The organism is Streptomyces sp. NPDC093085 (assembly GCF_040683935.1).
Classification (GTDB): Bacteria; Actinomycetota; Actinomycetes; order Streptomycetales; family Streptomycetaceae; genus Streptomyces.
Window position 1 is genome coordinate 154,379 of the sequence record NZ_JBFBFB010000011.1, and the last position, 22,586, is coordinate 176,964.

Genomic DNA, 22,586 nt, shown 5'->3' on the forward strand with positions numbered 1-22,586 from the left:
CGGCTGCCCCTGCGGGCGGAGCAGCCGTACGCCAGGACCTTCCGCTCGGTCTCCCCGCTCAGTCCTCGCTGGTCGCGGTGGGGAGCTGGGTCTGGATGAGCTCCATGACCGAGGCGTCGGTCAGGGTGGTGACATCACCGAGCTGGCGGTCCTCCGCGACATCCCGGAGCAGGCGCCGCATGATCTTGCCGGAGCGGGTCTTCGGCAGTTCGGCGACCGGGAGGATCCGCTGGGGCTTGGCGATGGGGCCGAGCACACCGCTGACATGGTTGCGCAACTCGGCCACCAGGCCGTCGTCCACGGTTGCGGTGCCGCGCAGGATCACGAAGGCGACGATGGCCTGGCCGGTGGTGGGGTCGGCGGCGCCGACGACCGCCGCCTCGGCGACCTTGGGGTGCGAGACGAGGGCCGACTCGACCTCGGTCGTGGAGATGTTGTGCCCCGAGACCAGCATGACGTCGTCCACGCGGCCCAGCAGCCAGATGTCGCCGTCGTCGTCCTTCTTGGCGCCGTCACCGGCGAAGTACTTGCCCTCGAAGCGGGACCAGTATGTGTCGATGAACCGCTGGTCGTCGCCCCAGATGGTGCGCAGCATCGACGGCCACGGCTCGGTGAGGACGAGGTAGCCGCCGCCCCCGTCGGGCACCTCCTGCCCCTCGTCGTCCACGACCGTGGCGCTGATCCCGGGCAGCGCGCGCTGCGCGGAGCCCGGCTTCGTGGCGGTCACACCGGGGAGCGGGGAGATCATCATGGCGCCGGTCTCGGTCTGCCACCAGGTGTCCACGACCGGGGTGGTGCCCGCGCCGATGTTCTCGCGGTACCAGACCCACGCCTCGGGGTTGATCGGCTCGCCGACCGAGCCGAGCACGCGCAGGGACGACAGGTCGAACTTGGCGGGGATGTCGTCGCCCCACTTCATGAACGTACGGATGGCGGTCGGCGCGGTGTAGAGGATCGTCACCCCGTACTTCTGGACGATCTCCCAGAACCGGCCCTGGTGCGGGGTGTCCGGGGTGCCCTCGTACATCACCTGCGTGGCGCCGTTGGCGAGCGGCCCGTACACGATGTACGAGTGGCCGGTCACCCAGCCGATGTCGGCCGTGCACCAGTAGACGTCGGTCTCCGGTTTGAGGTCGAAGACGGCGTGGTGGGTGTAGGCCGCCTGGGTGAGATAGCCGCCCGAGGTGTGCAGGATGCCCTTCGGCTTCCCGGTCGTCCCGGACGTGTACAGGATGAAGAGCGGGTGCTCCGCCGCGAACGCCTCCGGGGTGTGCTCCGGCGACTGGCGGTCCACGATCTCGTGCCACCACACGTCCCGGGGGCTGTCGAAGGCGGTGTCCTGCCCGGTGCGGCGCACCACGAGGACATGCTCGACCTGCGGGCACCGGGCGACGGCGTCGTCGATGGCCGGCTTGAGCGCGGTCGGCTTGCCCCGGCGGTAGCCGCCGTCGGCGGTGATGACCAGCTTGGCGTCGGCGTCCTGGATCCGGGAGGCGACCGCGTCGGCGGAGAAGCCGCCGAAGACCACGGAGTGCGCCGCCCCGATCCGGGCGCAGGCCAGCATGGCGATCGCGGCCTCGGGGATCATCGGCAGATAGACGGCGACCCGGTCGCCCGTGCGGACGCCCAGCTCGGTGAGGGCGTTCGCGGCCCGCGACACCTCGTCCTTCAGCTCGGCGTAGGTGATCGCCCGGCTGTCCCCGGGCTCGCCCTCGAAGTGGATCGCGACCCGGTCGCCGTGACCGGCCTCGACATGGCGGTCGACGCAGTTGTAGGCGACGTTCAGCTCGCCGTCGGCGAACCACTTCGCGAACGGGGGGTTCGACCAGTCGAGTGTCTCGGTCGGCTCGGTGACCCAGCTCAGCCGCCTCGCCTGCTCGGCCCAGAAGCCAAGCCTGTCCGCCTTGGCCCGCTCGTACGCCTCCGCCGTCACATTGGCGTGCGCGGCCAGCTCGGCCGGCGGAGTGAACCGCCGCTCCTCCTTGAGAAGATTGGCCAGGCTTTCGTTGCTCACGACATCTCCCTTTCCCAGGGCGTCCTCACGTCCTTGTGTCCCGGGGCTAGCTCATCAGGCGGATGCCCGGGTGACAAGGGGCTTCCCCTCCGACCCGCCGCCCCGTACCCCCCTGTGCCCCCGCCGGGCAGGAGGGGGCACCCAGTTCCACGGACGCCGTACGCGGACGGTTCAGGCGGGCGACCCCTCCCGCTCCTGGGCACCGGGCGGCTCTTCCCGTACGGCGGCCGGCTCTTCCCGTACGGCGAGAGGCTCCTCCCGTACGGCGGGCGCCACCGGGTTGAACACCGCCCCCTGCCCCGCTTCGGCGGACCCGGTCGCCTCCGCCCCGTCCGCCAGCAGATACGCCTGGGCCTCGCCGACATGGAAGTACATGCCGTGCAGCTCCAGCCGCCCTTCGGAGAGCGCCCGCGCGACCGCCTCATGGGCCCGCAGATGCTCCAACTGCTGGACCACATTGGTGAGGCAGAGCTGCTCGACCGTGTCCGCCGGTGGCCGCCCGGCGATTCCGGCCCCGGTGTGCCGGCGGCTTCTCATCCGCGCCAGGCTGGGCTGTCCGTGGCGCAGCCAGCGCGCCAGCGGGGTCACCGGCCCCTGTCCGGCGTCGGTGCCCCGCTCCGGCGCGGCCAGCAGGGCCTGCATCGCCCCGCACCCCGAGTGCCCGCAGACGGTGATCGACTCCACGCGCAGCACCTCCACGGCGTACTCGATCGCCGCCGCCACCGAGTCGTCCGCCCCGTCCGTCCCCGGCAGCGGCACCAGATTCCCGACGTTCCGTACGGTGAAGAGGTCGCCCGGGCCGCTGGACGTGATCATGCTGGTGACCAGCCGGGAGTCCGCGCAGGTGAGGAAGAGGTGGGAGGGGCGCTGGCCCTCGCGCGCCAGCCGCGCCAGCTCACCCCGGACCAGCGGGGCGGTGTCGCGCTGGAAGAAGCTGAGCCCGCTGGCCAGTTGACGCCCGCCGGACGAGGCGAGCGGGGCGGAGACGGGCAGCGCGCCGCGGCCCTCGCCGGGAGCGTCAGGCCCGCCTGGGGAGGCCGGCGGGCCGGCCGGCAGATCCGTCAGGGAGCCGAGCGGCGCGGTGTGGTGGTGGTTCCGCCACGGGATCCAGGGGCGGCAGCGGACATGCGACTCGGCGGAGGGCGGCTCCGCGATGGTGCCGGGGATCCGGCCGGTGATCTCCGCCGTACCGCCCTGGGCGATATGCGCCGTCCGCCAGTCGTACAGGGCCTCGTACGCCGCGTGGTCCATGAACGACCCGTCCAGCTCCACCACGCACCGGGCGTCCTGCGGGACCTGATGGAGCATGCGGCTGAGCCTCGGCACCGCGAGGAAGGTCAGCTGGCCCCGGGCGCAGACCCGGTGGACCCCGTCCCGTACCTCCGCCGTGATGCGCGTCCTCGTCAGCCGGTGCAGCGCCACCGCCACGGCCACCGCGATGCCGATGGCCACGCCTTCCAGCACCCCGGTGAAGACCACCGAGGTCACCGTCGCCGCGTACACCAGCAGTTCGCGGTTCCGTTGCACGCTGCGCAGATGCGTGATGTTCACCATCTGGACCCCGACGACCATCACCAGCGCGGCCAGCGCCGCCAGCGGGATCAGATCGAGCACGGGCACGAGCAGCAGCGCCGCGACCGCGACCCACAGGCCGTGCAGCATCGTCGAATTCCGGCTCACGGCACCGGCGGCGACATTGGCGGAGCTGCGCACGGCCACCCCGGTGACGGGGAGCCCGCCGAGCGCGCCGGAGACCATGTTCCCCGCGCCCTGACCGGCCAGCTCGCGGTCGAGCCGGGCGCGCGGGATCCGGACCCCCGGTGTCTTCCGCGCGGCCACCAGCTTGTCGACCGCGACCGCGGAGAGGAGCGACTCGACGCTGCCGACCAGCGTGATGGTGAGGACCGCGGCGAGCAGCCCCAGCACCGGCCCCTCCGGCAGCTCCGGCATGGCGTGGCTGCTCCAGGACGGCAGGTCGACCCGTTCCAGCCGCACCCCGGCGAGGGCCGCCGCCGTGGTGGCGAGGGCCACCGCGGCGAGCGCGGCGGGGACCTTCCGTACCGTACGGCCGGTCCGTCCCGGAATACGGGGCCACAGCAGCAGCACCGCGATGGTCAGGGCGCTCACGGAGAGCGCCCCTGGGTGGAGGTTGGCCAACTGGGCGGGCAGCCCGCGTACGTTCGCGACGGCGGAGCTCTGGGGTGAACCGCCGAGCACGATATGGAGCTGCGCGAGGGCGATCGTGACGCCGATCCCCGCCAGCATGCCGTGCACGATCGCCGGACTGACGGCCAGCGCCGAGCGGGCCACCCGCAGGGCGGCGAGCGCGAGTTGGGCGAGACCGGCGCAGATGGTGATCGCGCAGGTGGTGCGCCAGCCGTACCGCTGGATCAGATCGGCCGTGACCACCGTGAGCCCGGCCGCCGGCCCGCTGACCTGGAGCGGGGCCCCGCCCAGCCGGCCGACCACCAGGCCTCCGACCGCGGCGGCCACCAGCCCCGCCTGGAGCGGCGCGCCGGTGGCGAGCGCGATGCCCAGGGAGAGCGGCAGCGCGATCAGGAAGACGGAGACGGACGCGGAGAAGTCGGCCCCCGCGATACGGAACCGGCGGCCGCCCGGCGGGGTGGGGCCGGTCGGGCGGTCGGTGCGAGTGGGAACGCAGGTGATCATGGATTTCGCCCCCTCCGGGCGCTGGCGGATGCGTCAGCTCAACTCTCGGTAAATAGATCGTAATGGAGAGTAAAGGCCGAGGTATTACATTTCGGGCAAATAGGCTACGCATTCACTCGGAGTGGTGATTAGTCATTTTGTCCGGCTTGTCGTTTCTTCTTCTTATCGGTCCCAGTGCGAGGTTGTCGGCGCTCGACGCCGCGCCGGCAGCCGCCGCTCGGCACTTCGGTACTGAACCTGAGGAAGAGGTGTGCGGATGCTGACCGCCACAAAACGAGTCTCGTTCGGCGCGGCCGTCATGGCGCTCGCCGTCGGCCTCGCCGGATGCTCCGGGGACCAGGGCGCGAAGGAGGGGGCGGCGAAGGGCGCCCCCGGGGCGCAGAACGCGCACGGAGCGCCCAACGCCGTACGGCTCATCGGTGACGGGTCGACCGCCTTCACCGGAGCCCAGCCGCACCTCGCCACTCCGCAGCGGCTGAAGCCCGGTCAGAAGCCGCCGCAGTTCGTGGTCTTCTCCTGGGACGGCGCGGGCGAGGACAGTCAGGAACTGTTCTCGCACTTCAGGGAGGTGGCCAAGAAGTACGACGCGACGATGACGTACTTCCTGAGCGGCGTCTATCTGCTTCCCGAGGAGAAGGCCGCGCAGTACCAGCCGCCGAAGCACGCGGCGGGCAGGTCGGACATCGGCTTCAACGATGCCAAGGGGATCAAGGACACCCTGCGGGAGGTGCGGGCCGCCTGGAGCGAGGGCAACGAGATCGGCACCCACTACAACGGCCACTTCTGCGGCAAGGACGGCGGCGTCGGCACCTGGTCCGTCGCGGAGTGGAAGAGCGAGCTGAGCCAGGCCAAGGCGTTCGTGAAGGGCTGGAAGACCAACGCCGGCCTCCAGGGCGAGCCCCCGCTGCCCTTCGATTACGACAAGGAACTGATCGGCGCCCGCACCCCCTGCCTGGAAGGGCAGAAGAACGCGATGCGCGCCGGCCGGGAGATGGGCTTCCGCTACGACTCCAGTGGCATCGGCAACCAGGTCTGGCCGAAGAAGAAGGAGGGGCTGTGGGATGTCCCGCTCCAGCTCGTCCCGGTGCCGGGCCGCGAGTTCGAGACGCTCTCCATGGACTACAACTTCATGTTCAACCAGTCCGGTGAGTCGAGCGGCGACGAGTCCCAGCACGAGTACTGGGGCAACCAGATGCGCGACGGCCTGCTCCAGGCCTTCGACCGTGCCTACAACGGCAACCGCGCCCCGCTGATCATCGGCAACCACTTCGAGTCCTGGAACGGCGGTACGTACATGCGCGCCGTCGAGGACACCATCAAGACCGTCTGCGTCCAGAAGGACGTGAAGTGCGTCAGCTTCCGCGAACTGGTCGACTGGCTGGACGCGCAGGACCCGCAGACCCTGGAGAAGCTGCGCGGCCTCCGGGTGGGCCAAGCCCCCAAGGGCGGCTGGGACGCCTTCCTGGCGGCCACCGCCCCGCTGAACTCCGCCTCCCCGGCGGCCCCGGCCTCCCCGGCGTCCGCCGCGCGAAGCTGAACGGCCCCGGGGCGGCCGGTCCCGGGGTGGCCGGTCCCGGGATCAGGACGGCTGGGGCAGGGCGAGTGCCTCGCTGAGCACGAAGGCGGGGTCGACCTGGGCCGCCAGGTCGACGCCCGTCTTCGCGTTGCCCCAGCTCTCGGCGTTCCTGAGGTGGAAGTGGACCATCTGCCGCGTGTAACGCTCCCAGTCGCGCAGCTCGTACGAGTCCTCCGCAGCGTCCTGGAGCGTCTGGAGCGCGCAGCGGTTGTCCGCCTCCAGCAGCTCGAACCGGGAGGGCCGGCCCTTCTCCATCGCCCGCACCCACTCCGACTGGCCGACCGTGACCAGCAGGTCCTCGCCCACCTCGGCCCGGAGGAACTCCACGTCGTCGCGGCCCTGGATCTTGTTCCCGACGACCTTCAGGGAGACGCCGAAGTCCCGCGCGTACTCCTTGTACTGGCGGTACACCGACACCCCCTTGCGGGTCGGCTCGGCCACCAGGAACGTCAGGTCGAAGCGGGTGAACATCCCGGAGGCGAACGAGTCCGAACCGGCCGTCATGTCCACGACCACGTACTCATGCGGCCCGTCGACCAGATGGTTCAGGCAGAGCTCGACCGCGCCGACCTTCGAGTGGTAGCAGGCCACTCCGAGATCGGATTCCGTGAACGGACCGGTGGCCATCAGCCGGATCTCCCCGTCGTCGAGCACCACGGGGCGCGCGCACGCGTCGTACACCGGGTTGTGCTCGCAGACCCGCAGCAGCCGCGAACCCTCGCCCGGCGGCGTCGTCTTGATCATCGCGTCCACCGAGGCGATCCGCGGGTTGCTGCCCCGCAGATACTCCTTGATCAGCGGAAGGTGCGCCCCCATCGCGGGCAGTGTCGAGGCCGCGGTGTCGTCGAGGCCGAGCGCGGCTCCGAGGTGCTGGTTGATATCGGCGTCCACCGCGACGACGGGGGCCTCATTGGCGGTCAGATGGCGGATGAAGAGCGAGGCCAGCGTCGTCTTGCCGCTGCCGCCCTTCCCCACGAAAGCGATCTTCATGTTCACGTAGGGTAGCGGCTCTCTCGCTGCGGGTGAGGGGTTTGCCGGAAGAAGACCACTCCAAGGTGGGGCGTGCGCTCGGGGCGCGTAGCCTCGCTCCCTATGAGTACGACAGCCGATGACGCCTCCTCCGCACCGCGGCCGGAGGACCCCCTGACCGCGCTCGCCGCCCTGCCCGGTGTCCCGGACGCGGTGGACTCCGTACGCAAGGCCGTCGACCGGGTCTACGGACACCGTGTGATGCGCAGACGCGCCGGCGAGGTCACGGCAGAGGCGGCGCTGCGGGCGGCACGTGGGTCCGCCGCGCTCTCCGGGGCGGACTGGGCGCTCGAAGAGGTGCGCCGGCGCAGCGACTTCGGCTCGGACGCCGAGGCTCGTACGGTCGGCGCCGCGCTCCGGCTGAACGCCGAGGCCGGTCAGCTTCTCACCATCTGGGGGCAGTCTCCGCTGCGCGCGCTGGCCCGGCTCCATCTGGTGGCCGCCGGGGGCGCCGGCGCCGCCGACCGGACGGTGGGGCGGCCCCGGCTGGCGGGCGAACCGGTCGTGGAGGCGCCCGGCCCCGACGGGACGGCCCCGGAGGGCGGGGCTCCGCTGACCGCCGGATCGCCCGCGGAGGCACCGCTGCCGGACGCCGACGAGGTGGTCGCCAGGCTCGACGGACTGGCCCGGCTGGTGATCGCGCCGAGCTCGGCCCCCGCGCTGGTGACGGCCGCGGTGGTGCACGGCGAACTGCTGGCGCTGCGCCCCTTCGGCTCGTACAACGGGCTGGTGGCGCGGGCGGCCGAGCGGATCGTGCTGATCGGCAGCGGCCTCGATCCGAAGGCGATCTGCCCGGCCGAGGTCGGCCATGCCGAACTGGGGCGCGCGGCGTACGCGGCGGCCTTCGACGGCTATCTCTCCGGGACCCCGGCGGGCATGGCCGCGTGGATCACCCACTGCGGGCGCGCGGTGGAACTGGGAGTGCGGGAGTCCACGGCCGTCTGCGAGGCGCTTCAGCGCGGCGCCGCCTGAGGGGCGGCGAGCTGGACGAGTCGAGGGGGGCTCGGTGCCTGAGCGGCTGCCCGGACGGCATTGCGGCGGTACCGCGTGGGTACCGCCGCTGGCATGTCCGCCGGGTTACCAAGCGTCCTCGTGAATGTGCCCATCAGGTCGGGTACTTTGCCCGTCGCCTGGTGCGGCTGGCCCGTAATCGACGGGTCGACGTCGCGTGGGTGCTCGGCTTCCATGCTCGGTCCGTGGGGCCTGGTGCGTTGAAGGTGATCCTCTCGGATGTCCCTGGTCTCGCGGGCCGTTGAGTCCTTTCTACTCCTGTCGGCCTGGAAGCGGAACCCCCGGCCCCACTTCTTTACTTTTGCGTTCAAATACGGGCAAAGGGGGCGGACTGCCGGCGTCGGCTCGCGTACCAGACCAGCCCGGCCGTCGCCACCGCGCCCACCGCGGCCGCGGCGACCAGTGCGGGGCGGCTGGGCATGGAGAAGGCGGGCAGGCGCTGCTTGAGCCGGACGGGGCGGTTGAAGACGAGAACCGGCCATTCGCGCGCCGTCGCCTCGCGGCGCAGCGCCCGGTCCGGGTTGACGGCGAAGGGGTGGCCGACCGACTGGAGCATCGGCACATCGGTGATGGAATCGCTGTACGCGTAACAGCGGGCCAGGTCGTACCCCTCGGACTCGGCCAGCGCCTTCACCGCCTCGGCCTTGGTCGGCCCGTACGCGTAGTACTCCACCTCGCCGGTGAAGCAGCCGTCGTCGCCGACGACCATCCGCGTGGCCACCACCCGGTCCGCTCCCAGCAGCTCGCCGATGGGCTCGACGACCTCGGCGCCCGAAGTGGAGACGATCACCACGTCGCGTCCCGCCGTGTGATGCTCCTCGATGAGCGAGGCGGCCTCGTCGTAGATGATCGGGTCGATCAGATCGTGCAGGGTCTCCGCGACGATCTCCTTGACCTGCTGGACGTTCCAGCCTTTGCAGAGCGCGGAAAGGTACTCCCGCATCCGCTCCATCTGGTCGTGATCCGCGCCTCCGGCGAGGAAGACGAACTGCGCGTATGCGGTGCGCAGTACGGCTCGGCGGTTGATCAGGCCGCCTTGGTAGAAGGACTTGCTGAAGGTCAACGTCGAAGACTTCGCAATGACCGTCTTGTCCAGGTCGAAGAAGGCTGCTGTGCGCGGCAAGGAGTGGTTTTCCACGGGGTCGAGCATATGCGCCCACCATTCGGCGTAAGGTGCGGCGCGTGGGTTTGCCTGAGAAGGCTCTCGGGTACACCATGGAAGTCACGGATCGTTCGCGACCGTGCTAACCCGGTCCGGCTCCTCCCCCCCCCGAGTCGGCCGTGGGGACGACCCCCGCTCTCCCCCCCGGCGGGGGTCGTCGCATGTCCGGACCCGTTTTCGGCTTTCGTGCCACGGCGTCCCCCTCTCTTTGATCTCCGCGCGTGACGTCTTCGCGACCAGCGTGCCCGTCACGGAGCGTAGCCGCAACACTTCGCTCCGGGAGTCACCGGTATGAGCTACCGAGATATTCACAACTGGTGAGTTGTCCACAGTTTTCCATCAAGATCCACACGATTTTTTGTTGTCCTGCACGGTGATTCCGACCGCGAACTTCGCGGCAGCCGGAATCGGAGATACCGGATCACTGCGAGATCGCGGAGAGAAGCGCTCGCGGAAACCGGGATCACGGGAGAGATAGGGGGCGGAGATCGTGGCCGGATCCATGACATCCGATCGTTCGCAAGGACCCGGGGGGCCGGACGGCCGCCGGGCGGGGCCGCTGATCGTCACCGAGGACATGGAGCTCCTGGACGATCTGCTCCGGCTCTGCGCCGCGGCCGGCGCGGAGCCGGAGGCGCACCACACGGTGCCGGAGCGGAAGGGCTCGTGGGAGGCGGCGCCGCTGGTCCTCGTCGGCGACGACGCGGCCGCCCGCTGCCGGGGCGCCTCGCGCAGGCGCGGGGTGATGCTCGTAGGGAGGGGACAGCCCGGCCCGGACGTGTGGCGCCGGGCGGTGGAGATCGGCGCCGACTCCGTGCTGCGGCTGCCGGACGCGGAGAACTGGCTGGTGGACCGCATCGCGGACGCCGTGGAAGAGGTGGGCGAACCGGCGCTGACCGTCGGCGTCGTCGGAGGCCGGGGCGGTGCCGGGGCCTCGACCCTCGCCTGCGCGCTCGCCGTCACCGCGGCCCGGACCGGGCGGCGCACCCTGCTCGTCGACGGCGATCCGCTCGGCGGCGGGCTCGACATCCTGCTCGGCGGCGAACAGACGGCGGGCCGCCGATGGCCGGATTTCGCCGCTTCCAAGGGCAGGGTCGCCGGCGGCGCCCTGGAGGAGTCGCTGCCCCTCCTCTCCGGGCTCCGCCTCCTGAGCTGGGACCGTGGCGACGGTACGGAGCTCCGTCCCGGGGCCATGCGATCGGTGCTCGCCGCCGCCCGCAGGAGGGGCGGCGTGGTCGTCGTGGATCTCCCGCGCCGGGTGGACGATGCCGTTGCCGAGGCACTGGCCCAGGTCGACGTGGGGCTGCTGGTGGTCCCCGCCGAGCTGCGGGCCGTCGCGGCGGCCGGGCGGGTGGCAGCGACGGTGGGCACGCTCCTGCACGACCTGCGCGCGGTGGTCCGCGGACCGTACACCGCGGGCCTGGACGACCAGTGGATCGCCGACGCGCTCCGCCTGCCGCTGGTGGGCGAACTCCCCCTGGAGCCGGGGCTGCTGGAGGCGCAGGAGAGCGGGGCGCCGCCGGGGGCCCGGGTGCGTGGACCGCTCGCGGCGTTCTGCGCGGCCTTCTGGGAACGGGCCCTCGCGGACGACGGGAGCGTGCCGGCATGACGTCCATCACGGATACCGCCCCGAAGGCCCCGGCTCCGGGGCACCCCTCGCCGTACGCCTCCATCCCCTCCCCGTACGCCTCCACAGGGGGTGGGCTGCTCGACGCGGTGCGGCAGCGGCTCGCCGAGAGCGGGGCCGAGCCGACCCCGGCACGGGTGGCCGCGGCGCTGCGGGCGCAGGGGCGGCTGCTGGGCGACGCGGAAGTACTCGGGGCCGCCGCGGAGTTGCGGTGCGAGCTGGTGGGCACCGGGCCGCTGGAGCCGCTGCTCGCCGATCCGGCCGTGACCGATGTGCTCGTGAGCGCCCCCGACCAGGTGTGGGTGGACCGGGGCGGCGGACTCGAACGTACGGGGGTGTCCTTCCCGGACGCGGCTTCCGTAAGGAGGCTGGCCCAGCGGCTCGCCGCGGCGGCGGGACGCCGGCTCGACGACGCCCGGCCCTGGGTGGACGCCCGGCTGCCGGACGGGACGCGGATGCACGCGGTGCTGCCGCCGGTCGCCGTCGGTTCGACGTGTCTGTCGCTCCGGGTGGTGCGCCCCAAGGCGTTCTCGCTCGCGGAGCTGACCCGGGCGGGGACCATCCCGCCGGGCGGCGGGCGGGTGCTGAGCGCGCTTCTGGACGCCCGGCTGTCCTTCCTGATCAGCGGCGGTACGGGCACCGGGAAGACGACGCTCCTGTCCACGCTGCTCGGCCTGGTCGGGGAGCGCGAGCGGATCGTACTGGCCGAGGACTCGGCCGAGTTGCGTCCCGACCATCCGCATGTGGTGCGGCTGGAGGGCCGGCCCGCGAACCAGGAGGGCGTCGGCCGGGTGACCCTGCGGGATCTCGTCCGGCAGGCGCTGCGGATGCGTCCCGACCGGCTGGTCGTCGGCGAGGTCCGGGGCGCCGAGGTCACGGCGCTGCTCGCCGCCCTCAACACGGGCCACGACGGGGGCGGGACGGTGCATGCCAACACGGCGGCCGATGTCCCCGCCCGGCTGGAGGCCCTGGGGACGGCGGCGGGGCTCGACCGGGCCGCCCTGCACAGCCAGTTGGCCGCGGCCGTCTCCGTCGTGATCCATCTGGTGCGGGACCGCGACGGGCGGCGGAGGCTCGCCGAGGTCCATGTGCTGGAGCGGGACGCCGCCGGGTTCGTGGTGCCGGTGCCCGCGCTGAGCTGGGGCTCCGACGCCTTCGGGTACGAGCGGGGCTGGCCGCGGCTGCGGACGCTGCTCGGGGGTGTGCTGTGACCGCGACGTATCCGACGGCCGAGACCATGGCGGCCGCGCCCGTGACGGCGTTCTCCCTGACAGTGCTGGTATGCGCGGCGGTGCTGTGCGCGGTGGCCGCCGTCCGGCTGGCGGTGCACCACGAGAGGGGGCTGCGCAGGGCCCGGCTGATGCTCGCCTCGGGCGGTGCGACGCGGGGACCGGTGCCGGGGGCGCCGCCCTGGGAGCGCCTGTTGCCGAGGCTTGTGGAGCGGGCGCGCGAAATGCCCCGGGAGTGGCTGTGTCTGCCGGCCGCCGTGCCGCCGTCCCTGCTGGGCGATTCGGTGCTGCCCCTGATCGGTGGCGCGCTGGCCGTGCCGCTGGTGGGGCGGCGGCTGCGGGCCGTCGCGCGGCGGAGGGAGCGGGAGCGGCGGGCCGACCGGGTCGTGGCGCTCTGCGGTGCCGTCGCCGGCGAACTGCGGGCCGGGGTCCAGCCCCTGCGGGCCCTGGTGACCGCCGCTGCCTTCACCGGCGCGCTGGGCGGCGCGGAGCCCGCCGTCCTGGCCGCCGCGCGGTTCGGCGGCGACGTACCGGATGTGCTGCGGCGTGCGGCGGAAGAGCCGGGCGCCGAGGGGCTTGCCGGGCTCGCGGCGTGCTGGCGGGTGTCCGTGGACGGCGGTGCGGGGCTCGCCGCCGGGCTGGACCGGCTGGAGGCGGCGCTCCGGGCCGAGCGGGACCAGCGGGAGAGCCTGCGGGCCCAGTTGACGGGCGCGTGGGCGACGGTGGCCGTGCTCGCGCTGCTGCCCCTGGCTGCCCTGGCGATGGGCTGGGCCCTGGGCGCGGATCCGCTGCGGGTGCTGCTGCACACGCCGGCGGGGCTGGGCGCTCTCGCGGTGGGCGGTCTGCTGGAGGCGGCGGGGCTGTGGTGGGCGGCTCGTATCGTCCGGGCCGGGGAGGCGTCATGAGTGCGCTCCTCGTCCACCGGCTGTGGACGGCGGTCACGGTGTTCGCCACCCTTGGGGCCCTTGTTTCCCTGGCCCGCATGGTGGCGGCCTGGCGGACCGGGCGGCGGCTGCGCGGGCGCCTCGGCGGGCTCCTGGGCGTGGAGCGCGGACAGCCGCCCCGGGCGCGCCCCTGGGTGGCGGAACGGGCCGGGCGCTGGGGACCGCCGCTCGGCGTGGTGATCATCGGGTGGGCCCTGGTCGGCGGGGTGACCGGGGTGGCGGCAGGGGCGGCAGGGGCGTACGGGATCCGGCGATGGCTCCGAGCGCGGGGGCCGGACGACGAGCGGGCCCGGGTCGCCGCGGCGGCGCGGCAGCTTCCGCTCGCGGCCGATCTGCTGGCCGCCTGTGTCGCGGCCGGGGCCGGGCCCCGGGAGGCGGCGGAGGCGGTCGGGGAGTCGCTGGGCGGCCCGGTCGGTGACCGGCTGGCGCGTACGGCGGCCGAGATCCGGCTGGGCGGTGAACCGGCCGAGGCGTGGGGGAGGTTGGGCGCGATACCGGGCGCTGCGGGGCTGGCCCGCTGCCTGGAGCGGGCGGGCGCCACCGGGGCGCCGGCGGCGGAGCCGGTGTCCCGGCTGGCCGACGGCCTCCGGGCCGCCCGGGCCCGGACGGCGGTGGCCCGCGCCCAGCGCGCCCAGGTGCTGATCACGGCGCCGGTGGGGCTCTGCTTCCTGCCCGCCTTCCTGGTGGTGGGGGTGGCCCCGGTGGTGATCGGCCTGGCGAGCGGGGTGCTGACGGGCGGCTGACGCCTTCGGCCCAGTCCCGTTCGACCGTAAGCGCGTACGAAACAAGCACGTACGAAAACTGTTCACGGGGACATGGGGGAGACATACATGTGTGCACGAGGGACGCGATGGACACGACGGGCGGGGCGGGCGGGGCGGTCGCGCCGTACCTGGCCGCGGACTTGGCTGCGGCGGGCGGGGGCCGATACGGGGATGACCACGGCCGAGTACGCGCTCGGCACGGTCGCCGCGTGCGCCTTCGCGGCGGTGCTCTACCGGGTGGTGACCAGCGGCTCCGTCGCGGCGGCGCTGGAGGGGCTGATCGGCAGGGCGCTCGATGCCCAGTTCTGAGCCGGGGAGCGGGGGGTGTACGGCCCGTACGGTCCGGGGGCGCCCCGTGTGGCCCCGGGCGGCCGGGGCGATGGCGGACCGGGGGTCGGTGACGGCGGAGGCGGCCGTGGCGGTGCCCGCGCTGGTGGCCTTCGCGCTGACGCTGGTCTGGGGGCTGGCGGCGGCCGCCGCGCAGATCCAGTGCGTGGACGCGGCCAGGGCGGGCGCGCGGGCGGCGGCCAGGTCCGAGCCACGGGCCGCCGCGCTCGCCGCCGCGCGGGCCTCCGCCCCGAAGGGGGCCACCGTCACGGTGGGGCGTACGGGCGAGCTGTGGCGGGTCCGGGTGGAGGCGCCGCTGCCGGGCCCGGGTTCGCTGACGCTGGCCTCCGAGGCCGTCGCGGCGGCGGAGGACACCCTGGACGCGCCGGGAGGGCTGCCGGGAGGCCCGCCGGCACGGGGAGCGGCGCCATGAGCCAGATGAACCTTCCGGGCCGGGAGGACCGGGGGTCGGCGACGGTGGGGGCGGCCATGGCGGCGATCACCCTGTGTGTGGTTTTCGCGGCCGTGCTCGCCCTGGGCCAGGCGGTCGTGGCCCGCCACCGCGCGGGCGCCGCCGCGGACCTGGCGGCCCTCGCCGCGGCCGACCGCGCCCTCGCCGACCCGGCCGGCGCCTGCCGGACGGCCATCGCCGTGGCGGCGGCACAGGGCGCGCGGCTGGTGCGGTGCGTGCTGGACGGCGAGGTGGCGGAGGTGACGGCCACGGCGGCACTCGGCCCGTACGCCCCCAGAGTCAGGTCACGCGCCGGCCCGCCTGACGCCCCGGGCCCGCCTGACAGGCCGGGCTCGGCCGCCCTGCCGGGCCCAGTCGTGGCACCGGGACTGGCCGCCCTGCCGGGCTCGGCCGCCCCGCCGGGCCCAGTGGCGCCGCAGGGCCCGGTCGTACCGCCGGGGCCAGCCGTCCTGCCGGGTTCGGCCGCGCCGCCGGGGCTGCCCGCCCCGCCGGGCCCAGTGGCGCCGCAGGGCCCGGTCGTGTCGGAGCCGGTTGGGCCTTCGGGAGGGGTGTCTGGGCGGTTCTCCGGAGTCTCCGGGGGGCTATCCCTCCGGGGGTGTCCGGGGGGCCGGAGTTCCGTGGGTGTCTGTGGGGGCCGATCTGAGGAGTTCGGTGAGGAGGCGTACGGCGCCTCGTTTGTGCAGGGGGTCGTTGCCGTTGCCGCACTTGGGGGACTGGACGCAGGAGGGGCAGCCCGCTTCGCACTCGCAGGAGGCGATGGCCTCGCGGGTGGCGGAGAGCCAGGCGTGGGCGGTGTGGAAGCCGCGTTCGGCGAAGCCCGCGCCGCCGGGGTGGCCGTCGTAGACGAAGACGGTCGGCAGGAGGGTGTCCGGGTGGAGGGGGACGGAGACGCCGCCGATGTCCCAGCGGTCGCAGGTGGCGAAGAGCGGCAGCATGCCGATCGCGGCGTGTTCGGCGGCGTGCAGGGCGCCGCCGAGCTGTTCGGGGTTGACCCGGGCGGCGTCGAGCTGGTCCTCGGTGACCGTCCACCACACGGCCCGGGTCCGCAGGGTCCTGGGCGGCAGATCGAGCTTGCTCTCGCCGAGCACCTCGCCGGTGATGAGCCGGCGGCGCAGAAAGGAGACGACCTGGTTGGTGACTTCGACGGAGCCGTAGCAGAGCCGCCCCGCGCCCCAGGGGATCTCGGTGTCGGTTTCGAGCACGGAGATGGCGGTGGTGTCACGGGCGGTGGTGGAGTACGGCGGGCTGGCCTCCTCGACCAGGGCGACCGAATCGGACAGGTCGAGCCGGCGCACCAGATAGGTGCGGCCCTGGTGGAGATGGACGGCGCCCTCGTGCACGGCGGTGTGGCTGGCGGCCTCGTCGACCGTGCCCAGCAGCCGCCCGGTCGACGCCTCCACGATCTGGACGGGGCGCCTGCCCTCGCCCCGGATGTCGGCGAGATCGGCGGCCCGCTCCCGGCGGGTCCAATACCAGCCGGCGGCCCGGCGGCGCAGCAGCCCCGCGGACTCCAACTGGGGCAGCAGACCGGGCGCGGCCGGGCCGAAGAGGGCCAGGTCCGCTTCGGTGAGTGGGAGTTCGGCGGCGGCCGCGCAGAGATGGGGGGCGAGGACATAGGGGTTGTCCGGGTCGAGGACGGTGGACTCCACCGGGCGGCGGAACAGCGCCTCCGGGTGGTGGACCAGATAGGTGTCCAGCGGGTCGTCCCGGGCGACCAGGACGGCCAGCGCGCCCTGGCCCGCGCGGCCGGCCCGGCCTGCCTGCTGCCAGAGCGAGGCGCGGGTGCCGGGGTAGCCGGAGATCAGGACGGCGTCCAGGCCGGAGACGTCGATGCCCAGCTCCAGGGCGGTGGTGGCGGCGAGGCCGAGGAGCTCGCCGGAGTGCAGGGCGGTCTCCAGGGCGCGGCGCTCTTCGGGGAGGTAGCCGCCCCGGTAGGCGGCGACCCGGCGGGCCAGGGCGCGGTCCACCTCGGCGAGGCGTTCCTGGGCGATGACGGATATCAGTTCGGAGCCGCGCCGGGAGCGTACGAAGGCGACCGTACGGACGCCTTGGAGGGCCAGTTCGGAGAGGAGGTCGGCGGTCTCGGCGGTGGCGGTACGGCGTACCGGCGCGCCCCGTTCGCCGTGGAGTTCGGTGAGCGGGGGCTCCCAGAGGGCGAAGACCAGTTCGCCCCGGGGCGAGGCGTCGTCGGCGACCTCGCGTACGGGCAGCCCGGTGAGCCGGCCCGCGGCCCTGGCGGGCTCGGCGGCGGTGGCCGAGGCGAGCAGGAAGACGGGGTCGGCGCCGTACCGGGCGCAGACGCGGCGCAGCCGGCGCAGCACCTGGGCGACGTGCGAGCCGAAGACGCCCCGGTAGGTGTGGCACTCGTCGATGACGACATAGCGCAGCGCGCGCAGGAAGGAGGCCCAGCGGGGGTGGGCCGGGAGGATGCCCCGGTGGAGCATGTCCGGGTTGGTCAGGACGTAGTTCGCGTACTGCCGGACCCATTCGCGCTCTTCGACGGGGGTGTCCCCGTCGTAGACGGCGGGCCGTACCGCGTTGCCGAGCGGGGCGGCGAGGGCCTTCACCGCACGTCGCTGGTCGGCGGCGAGGGCCTTCGTCGGGGCGAGGTAGAGCGCCGTGGCGCCCCGCCCGTTGGGCGCCTCGGCGCCGTCGGCGAGCGTGGTCAGGACGGGGGCGAGATAGGCGAGCGACTTGCCGGAGGCGGTGCCGGTGGCGATCACCACGGACTCGCCGTCCAGCGCGTGCTCGGCGGCCACCGCCTGGTGTGTCCACGGGTGCTCGACGCCCGTCTGTTGAATGGCGTTGATCACGTCCGCGCGGATGCGATCGGGCCAGACGGCATGACGTCCCTCACGTGGGGGCAGGTGCTCCGTATGGGTGATGCGCGCAGCCCGGCCCGCCCCTGCGGCGAGCCGGTCGAGGACCGTACCGGGAGAGGGGCGTTCGCCCCCGGTCTGCGGGGGTCCACTGGGGTGACGATTCCTGGCCATCGGCATCGAGTGTGTCACTGGCATGACGGACAATGGGCCCAAGGCGTCGTGCATGACTGCTGGTAAGTGATTGAATGCCATCGCGGCTGGCGATACGTCCCCTGGCTCCGTCGGGGAGACCCGAGGGGCGACCGCTCGATAGCAAGGTGCTGGAGGATCCGTGGACCTGTCCCTGTCGACTCGCAATGTGTCCGGCCCTGGTGGCGACCGTACGGTCGTCGAGGTCGGTGGCGAGATTGATGTGTATACCGCGCCCAAGCTGCGCGAGCAGTTGGTCGAGTTGGTGAACGACGGCAGCTACCACCTGGTCGTCGACATGGAAGGCGTGGACTTCCTGGACTCGACCGGGCTCGGCGTGCTGGTCGGCGGGCTGAAGCGGGTGCGCGCCCATGAGGGCTCGCTCCGTCTGGTCTGCAACCAGGAGCGCATTCTCAAGATCTTCCGGATCACCGGTCTGACCAAGGTGTTCCCGATCCACACCACGGTCGACGAGGCCGTGGCGGCCACCGACTGAGGTCGGGCGCCGTTTTCCGGAGGGATGGGCAGGGGCACCGGGCAGCGCGCCCAGGTGCCCGCGCCCGTGAGATTGCACGCTCGTACGTTCGAGGGGGATCGCATGGCCACCGTTGAACTCCGCTTCAGCGCCCAGCCCGAACATGTCAGAACGGCCCGTCTCGTGGCGGCTGCCGTGGCGCGCCGGGCAGGCGTCGACGAAGCTGTGTTGGACGAGGTCAGACTGGCGGTCGGTGAGGCATGCAGCCGCGCGGTCGGGCTGCACCGCAGCCATGGCGTCGCCGACCCGGTGAGGGTCGTGCTCACCGAAGAGGAGAAGACCTTCTCCATCGAGGTCGGTGACGGCGTCTCCGGTACGGGCGGCGCCGGGTCCTCGGCGGCCGGTGGGGGCGACTCCCCGGCCGACCACGAGGGGGACGCCGAGGGTGAGGACGAGATGGGCCTCGCGGTCATCAGCGGCCTCGTCGACGATGTCGAGGTGGTGTCGGGCGACGACGGCGGCATCATCAGGATGAGCTGGCCCACGACCCCGCCCGCTACGGCATCCTGATCGCGACTGCATCCTGATCGCGACGACATCCTGCATCGCGACGACATCTTGATCGTCACGACATCCTGATCGTTACGGCGCCCTGATCTTCCGGGCGTCCTGACGTTTCCGGCGACCGTCCCCCCTTCCGGTCGTACCGGGATTCGTACCAGGAAAGGCCCTGCTGAGCAGGGCCTTTCTTATTTCCCGGTGACCGGTCACACGCTTTTATCCCATTACTCGTTCCGTGGGTGATTCCTTATGTCAAGGTCAATTACCTGGTGGCGCGCTCTGTTTTGATCAGGTTCGGCTCCCTACAATCCGTCCATCTTGAACGCTGAGCGTCAAGGAGGACGAATGGCGGGACACTTCCAACCTCACCTGTCCGAGCACCCCACTTCTCTCGCGGCCGTGATACTCACGGACGGCAATCGGCTGATCGTGATCGCCATCGCGGTCGTCGCGCTCGCCGCACTTTTCGTCGCCCAACTGCTGGTGCGCCAGGTCCTGGCGGCCGACGAGGGCACCGACTCGATGAAAGAGATCGCCGGCGCGGTACAGGAAGGCGCGAATGCCTATCTGGCCAGGCAGTTGCGCACCCTCGGTATTTTCGCCGTGGTGGTTTTCTTTCTGCTCATGGTGCTGCCGGCCGACAACTGGTCGCAGCGCGCGGGACGTTCGCTGTTCTTCCTGGTGGGTGCCGGTTTCTCGGCGGCCACCGGTTACATCGGCATGCGTCTCGCCGTACGCAGTAATGTGCGGGTGGCCGCCGCCGCCCGTGAGGCGACCCCGGCGGAAGGCGAACCGGAAAAGGATCTGACGGCCGTCTCGCACAAGGCCATGAAGATCGCATTCCGTACCGGCGGCGTGGTCGGCATGTTCACGGTGGGCCTCGGCCTGCTCGGCGCCTCCTGCGTCGTCCTCGTCTACGCGGCCGACGCCCCCAAGGTCCTGGAGGGCTTCGGCCTGGGCGCCGCTCTGATCGCCATGTTCATGAGGGTCGGCGGCGGCATCTTCACCAAGGCCGCCGATGTCGGCGCCGACCTGGTCGGCAAGGTCGAACAGGGCATCCCCGAGGACGACCCGCGCAACGCCGCCACCATCGCCGACAACGTGGGCGACAACGTCGGGGACTGCGCGGGCATGGCCGCCGACCTCTTCGAGTCGTACGCCGTGACGCTCGTCGCCGCCCTGATCCTCGGCAAAGCGGCCTTCGGCGACTTCGGTCTCGCCTTCCCGCTGATCGTCCCGGCGATCGGCGTGCTCACCGCGATGGCCGGGATCTTCGCGGTCGCCCCGCGCCGCGCCGACCGCAGCGGCATGAGCGCCATCAACCGGGGCTTCTTCATCTCCGCGGTGATCTCGCTCGCCCTGGTGGCCGTGGCCGTCTTCGTCTACCTGCCGTCCTCGTACGCGGAGCTGACCGGCGTCTCCGACGAGTCGATCCTCGCGCACGGCGGCGACCCGAGGGTTCTGGCGCTGGTCGCCGTCGCCATCGGCATCGTGCTCGCGGCGCTGATCCAGCAGCTCACCGGCTACTTCACCGAGACCACCCGGCGCCCGGTCAAGGACATCGGCAAGTCGGCCCTGACCGGTCCCGCCACCGTCGTGCTCGCGGGCATCGCCATCGGTCTGGAGTCCGCCGTCTACACGGCGCTGCTGATCGGCCTCGCGGTCTACGGGGCGTTCCTGCTCGGCGGTACGTCGATCATGCTCGCCCTCTTCGCGGTGGCGCTGGCCGGCACCGGGCTGCTCACCACCGTCGGCGTCATCGTCGCCATGGACACCTTCGGCCCGGTCTCCGACAACGCCCAGGGCATCGCCGAGATGTCCGGTGAGGTGACGGGGGCGGGCGCCCAGGTCCTCACCGACCTCGACGCCGTGGGCAACACCACCAAGGCGATCACCAAGGGCATCGCCATCGCCACGGCCGTCCTCGCCGCGGCGGCGCTCTTCGGCTCGTACCGCGACGCGATCGCCACCGCCGTCGCGGATGTCGGCGCCAGAGCGGGCGAACTGACGCTCAGTCTCGACATCTCCCAGCCCAACAACCTGGTCGGCCTGATCCTCGGCGCGGCGGTCGTCTTCCTCTTCTCCGGTCTCGCGATCAACGCCGTGTCGAGGTCGGCCGGCGCGGTGGTCTACGAGGTGCGGCGGCAGTTCCGCGAGCACCCCGGGATCATGGACTACTCGGAGAAGCCGGAGTACGGGCGCGTGGTCGACATCTGCACCAAGGACGCGCTGCGCGAGCTGGCGACGCCGGGGCTGCTCGCCGTGCTCACCCCGATCGCCGTGGGCTTCTCGCTCGGTGTCGGGGCGCTCGGGTCGTTCCTCGCGGGCGCGATCGGCACCGGCATCCTGATGGCCGTCTTCCTCGCCAACTCCGGTGGCGCCTGGGACAACGCGAAGAAACTGGTCGAGGACGGCCACCACGGCGGCAAGGGCAGCGATGCGCACGCCGCCACGGTCATCGGGGACACCGTCGGCGACCCGTTCAAGGACACGGCCGGGCCCGCCATCAACCCGCTGCTGAAGGTCATGAACCTGGTGGCCCTGCTGATCGCCCCCGCGGTCGTGCAGTTCAGTTACGGGAGCGACGCCAGCCCGGGGGTCCGCGCGCTGGTCGCGGTGATCGCCATCGCCGTCATCGTGGGCGCGGTGTATGTCTCCAAGCGGCGCTCCGTCACCGTGGACGGCGGGGGCGAGAACGGTGGGGAGGGCAGCGGCGGGGACAGCGAGAAGTCGCCCGATCCGGTGGTCGCCTCATGATGGACGATCAACTTCCGATATTTCGAAGATCGCAGGGTGCACACTTCCCGTCATCCTCCGGTGTCTGACCGCGCCTGGTCGATCGGATAGCGGCAGCAGTCGGGCGGAAGCGGGCCAAGAAGCGTAGGGGCGGCGCGTATTGACGCCGCCCCCACGTGCTCGGCGCGGCCCGCGCGCTCCGTGTGCCGGGCGGGTGCGTGAGGTGTCTCTCCCTTGGTGCAAATGGCTGCAATAGCCTACGTACCGGACGTCCGGGGCGGGGCTGTCACCCCGACGGCGTGTATGTTCCGGGGCCGAGAGCCTTGGAAGGGACCCATCCGGTGAACAAGAAGCTTGCGGCCGCGCTGTCCGGCGGTGCGGTGCTGCTCATGGCGCTGTCCGGTTGCAGTGGCGACGACAACGACAACAAGGTGAACGACTGGGCCAAGAAGGTCTGTGACCAGGTCCAGCCACAGTTGAAGAAGATCGCGGACGCCAACACGTCCATCCAGCAGGCGACCTCGGACAGCAGCAAGCCCGCTGACGTCCAGTCGACGGACTCCGCCGCCTTCCAGTCCATCTCCCAGGCGTACAAGTCGCTGGGCGCCGCCGTGAACAGCGCGGGACCGCCGCCGGTCGAGGACGGCGAGAAGACCCAGCAGGAGGCCGTCAAGGAGCTGAACTCCACCGCGGCGTCCTACGGCGGTCTCAAGACGAAGGTCGACGAACTCGACACCAAGGACCAGGCGAAGTTCGCCGACGGCCTCAAGGGCGTCGCGGACGAGCTGGCCACCCTCGGCAAGAGCGGCGACCAGGCGCTCCAGAGGCTCCAGTCCGGTGCGGTCGGCAAGGCGATGGCGAAGCAGCCCGGCTGCCAGAAGCCCACCGGCGGTGGCTCCACCGCCTCGCCCACGACGGCGGGCAGCCAGTCCTGACCCGGCCCTGACCGGCCTCGGCCCGTGGCCCGTCCCCGACCCG

At 72.4% G+C, this 22,586-nt stretch carries 17 protein-coding genes and 1 pseudogene; 13 read left to right on the top strand and 5 right to left on the bottom strand.

What is annotated here, in order from left to right:
• Positions 1–58: 58 nt before the first annotated feature.
• On the bottom strand, positions 59–2,014 hold the full coding sequence (acs, locus tag AB0O07_RS26590) for an acetate--CoA ligase (RefSeq protein ID WP_365637628.1): 1,956 nt from the start codon (positions 2,012–2,014) through the stop codon (positions 59–61).
• Positions 2,015–2,185: 171 nt separating this feature from the next.
• The gene (locus AB0O07_RS26595; protein ID WP_365637629.1) at positions 2,186–4,684 is read right to left on the bottom strand and encodes a SulP family inorganic anion transporter; all 2,499 of its coding nucleotides are present in this window, start codon (positions 4,682–4,684) and stop codon (positions 2,186–2,188) included.
• A gap of 256 nt (positions 4,685–4,940) precedes the next feature.
• Between AB0O07_RS26595 and AB0O07_RS26600 the strand changes: the two genes are divergently transcribed.
• Complete coding sequence (locus tag AB0O07_RS26600) at positions 4,941–6,221, top strand: hypothetical protein (RefSeq protein ID WP_365637631.1); 1,281 nt, start codon at positions 4,941–4,943, stop codon at positions 6,219–6,221.
• Between the two features lie 42 nt (positions 6,222–6,263).
• Here the strand turns inward: AB0O07_RS26600 and AB0O07_RS26605 are convergent, their stop codons facing one another.
• Entirely contained in the window at positions 6,264–7,250 is a 987-nt protein-coding gene (locus AB0O07_RS26605; RefSeq protein WP_365637633.1) for an ATP-binding protein, read from the bottom strand.
• Between the two features lie 192 nt (positions 7,251–7,442).
• Here AB0O07_RS26605 and AB0O07_RS26610 point away from each other — a divergent pair, with 192 nt between their 5' ends.
• Complete coding sequence (locus AB0O07_RS26610; protein WP_365637846.1) at positions 7,443–8,261, top strand: oxidoreductase; 819 nt, start codon at positions 7,443–7,445, stop codon at positions 8,259–8,261.
• A gap of 346 nt (positions 8,262–8,607) precedes the next feature.
• On the opposite strand, the gene AB0O07_RS26615 is transcribed toward AB0O07_RS26610, so the two are convergent.
• A complete protein-coding gene (locus tag AB0O07_RS26615; protein ID WP_365637635.1) occupies positions 8,608–9,450 on the bottom strand; it encodes an HAD-IB family hydrolase in 843 nt (280 codons plus the stop codon).
• A gap of 514 nt (positions 9,451–9,964) precedes the next feature.
• Between AB0O07_RS26615 and ssd the strand changes: the two genes are divergently transcribed.
• From ssd to AB0O07_RS26650, 7 genes and pseudogenes are all read left to right on the top strand, one after another.
• Positions 9,965–11,071 carry a septum site-determining protein Ssd gene (gene ssd, locus AB0O07_RS26620; protein ID WP_365637637.1) on the top strand — a complete coding sequence of 369 codons (1,107 nt, stop codon included), beginning with the start codon at positions 9,965–9,967 and terminating at the stop codon, positions 11,069–11,071.
• A complete protein-coding gene (locus tag AB0O07_RS26625; RefSeq protein WP_365637638.1) occupies positions 11,068–12,300 on the top strand; it encodes a TadA family conjugal transfer-associated ATPase in 1,233 nt (410 codons plus the stop codon). The genes ssd and AB0O07_RS26625 overlap by 4 nt, the downstream gene beginning before the upstream one ends.
• 26 nt (positions 12,301–12,326) lie before the next feature.
• Complete coding sequence (locus AB0O07_RS26630) at positions 12,327–13,223, top strand: type II secretion system F family protein (RefSeq protein ID WP_365637848.1); 897 nt, start codon at positions 12,327–12,329, stop codon at positions 13,221–13,223.
• Entirely contained in the window at positions 13,220–14,005 is a 786-nt protein-coding gene (locus tag AB0O07_RS26635; protein WP_365637640.1) for a type II secretion system F family protein, read from the top strand. The genes AB0O07_RS26630 and AB0O07_RS26635 overlap by 4 nt, the downstream gene beginning before the upstream one ends.
• A 165-nt stretch (positions 14,006–14,170) precedes the next feature.
• Positions 14,171–14,335, top strand: coding sequence for a DUF4244 domain-containing protein (locus tag AB0O07_RS26640; RefSeq protein WP_365637850.1), 165 nt, complete (start codon positions 14,171–14,173; stop codon positions 14,333–14,335).
• 70 nt (positions 14,336–14,405) lie between these two features.
• Positions 14,406–14,786 (top strand): TadE family type IV pilus minor pilin, encoded by a 381-nt coding sequence (locus AB0O07_RS26645; RefSeq protein WP_365637852.1) that lies wholly within the window; start codon positions 14,406–14,408, stop codon positions 14,784–14,786.
• 5 nt (positions 14,787–14,791) lie between these two features.
• A pseudogene (locus AB0O07_RS26650) lies at positions 14,792–15,112 on the top strand (Rv3654c family TadE-like protein); the annotation flags it as partial.
• A gap of 294 nt (positions 15,113–15,406) precedes the next feature.
• Here AB0O07_RS26650 and AB0O07_RS26655 read toward each other — a convergent pair.
• Positions 15,407–17,899 carry a DEAD/DEAH box helicase gene (locus tag AB0O07_RS26655; RefSeq protein ID WP_365637642.1) on the bottom strand — a complete coding sequence of 831 codons (2,493 nt, stop codon included), beginning with the start codon at positions 17,897–17,899 and terminating at the stop codon, positions 15,407–15,409.
• Between the two features lie 79 nt (positions 17,900–17,978).
• Between AB0O07_RS26655 and AB0O07_RS26660 the strand changes: the two genes are divergently transcribed.
• From AB0O07_RS26660 to AB0O07_RS26675, 4 genes are all read left to right on the top strand, one after another.
• Positions 17,979–18,332 (top strand): STAS domain-containing protein, encoded by a 354-nt coding sequence (locus AB0O07_RS26660; protein ID WP_003967428.1) that lies wholly within the window; start codon positions 17,979–17,981, stop codon positions 18,330–18,332.
• Between the two features lie 102 nt (positions 18,333–18,434).
• Positions 18,435–18,881: an ATP-binding protein gene (locus AB0O07_RS26665; RefSeq protein ID WP_365637644.1), complete on the top strand. Its 447-nt coding sequence runs from the start codon at positions 18,435–18,437 to the stop codon at positions 18,879–18,881.
• 336 nt (positions 18,882–19,217) lie between these two features.
• Entirely contained in the window at positions 19,218–21,629 is a 2,412-nt protein-coding gene (locus tag AB0O07_RS26670) for a sodium-translocating pyrophosphatase (protein ID WP_365637646.1), read from the top strand.
• A 320-nt stretch (positions 21,630–21,949) separates the two neighbouring features.
• The gene (locus AB0O07_RS26675; protein WP_365637648.1) at positions 21,950–22,543 is read left to right on the top strand and encodes a small secreted protein; all 594 of its coding nucleotides are present in this window, start codon (positions 21,950–21,952) and stop codon (positions 22,541–22,543) included.
• Positions 22,544–22,586 lie beyond the last annotated feature (43 nt).

What these genes read in the sequence shown, in the direction of transcription:
- AB0O07_RS26595 (WP_365637629.1), bottom strand. Translation starts at nt 4,684, where the DNA reads ATGATCACCTGCGTTCCCACTCGCACCGACCGCCCGACCGGCCCCACC.
- AB0O07_RS26600 (WP_365637631.1), top strand. Translation starts at nt 4,941, where the DNA reads ATGCTGACCGCCACAAAACGAGTCTCGTTCGGCGCGGCCGTCATGGCG.
- AB0O07_RS26605 (WP_365637633.1), bottom strand. Translation starts at nt 7,250, where the DNA reads ATGAAGATCGCTTTCGTGGGGAAGGGCGGCAGCGGCAAGACGACGCTG.
- AB0O07_RS26615 (WP_365637635.1), bottom strand. Translation starts at nt 9,450, where the DNA reads ATGCTCGACCCCGTGGAAAACCACTCCTTGCCGCGCACAGCAGCCTTC.
- ssd (WP_365637637.1), top strand. Translation starts at nt 9,965, where the DNA reads ATGACATCCGATCGTTCGCAAGGACCCGGGGGGCCGGACGGCCGCCGG.
- AB0O07_RS26625 (WP_365637638.1), top strand. Translation starts at nt 11,068, where the DNA reads ATGACGTCCATCACGGATACCGCCCCGAAGGCCCCGGCTCCGGGGCAC.
- AB0O07_RS26630 (WP_365637848.1), top strand. Translation starts at nt 12,327, where the DNA reads ATGGCGGCCGCGCCCGTGACGGCGTTCTCCCTGACAGTGCTGGTATGC.
- AB0O07_RS26635 (WP_365637640.1), top strand. Translation starts at nt 13,220, where the DNA reads ATGAGTGCGCTCCTCGTCCACCGGCTGTGGACGGCGGTCACGGTGTTC.
- AB0O07_RS26645 (WP_365637852.1), top strand. Translation starts at nt 14,406, where the DNA reads ATGGCGGACCGGGGGTCGGTGACGGCGGAGGCGGCCGTGGCGGTGCCC.
- AB0O07_RS26655 (WP_365637642.1), bottom strand. Translation starts at nt 17,899, where the DNA reads ATGGCATTCAATCACTTACCAGCAGTCATGCACGACGCCTTGGGCCCA.
- AB0O07_RS26665 (WP_365637644.1), top strand. Translation starts at nt 18,435, where the DNA reads ATGGCCACCGTTGAACTCCGCTTCAGCGCCCAGCCCGAACATGTCAGA.
- AB0O07_RS26670 (WP_365637646.1), top strand. Translation starts at nt 19,218, where the DNA reads ATGGCGGGACACTTCCAACCTCACCTGTCCGAGCACCCCACTTCTCTC.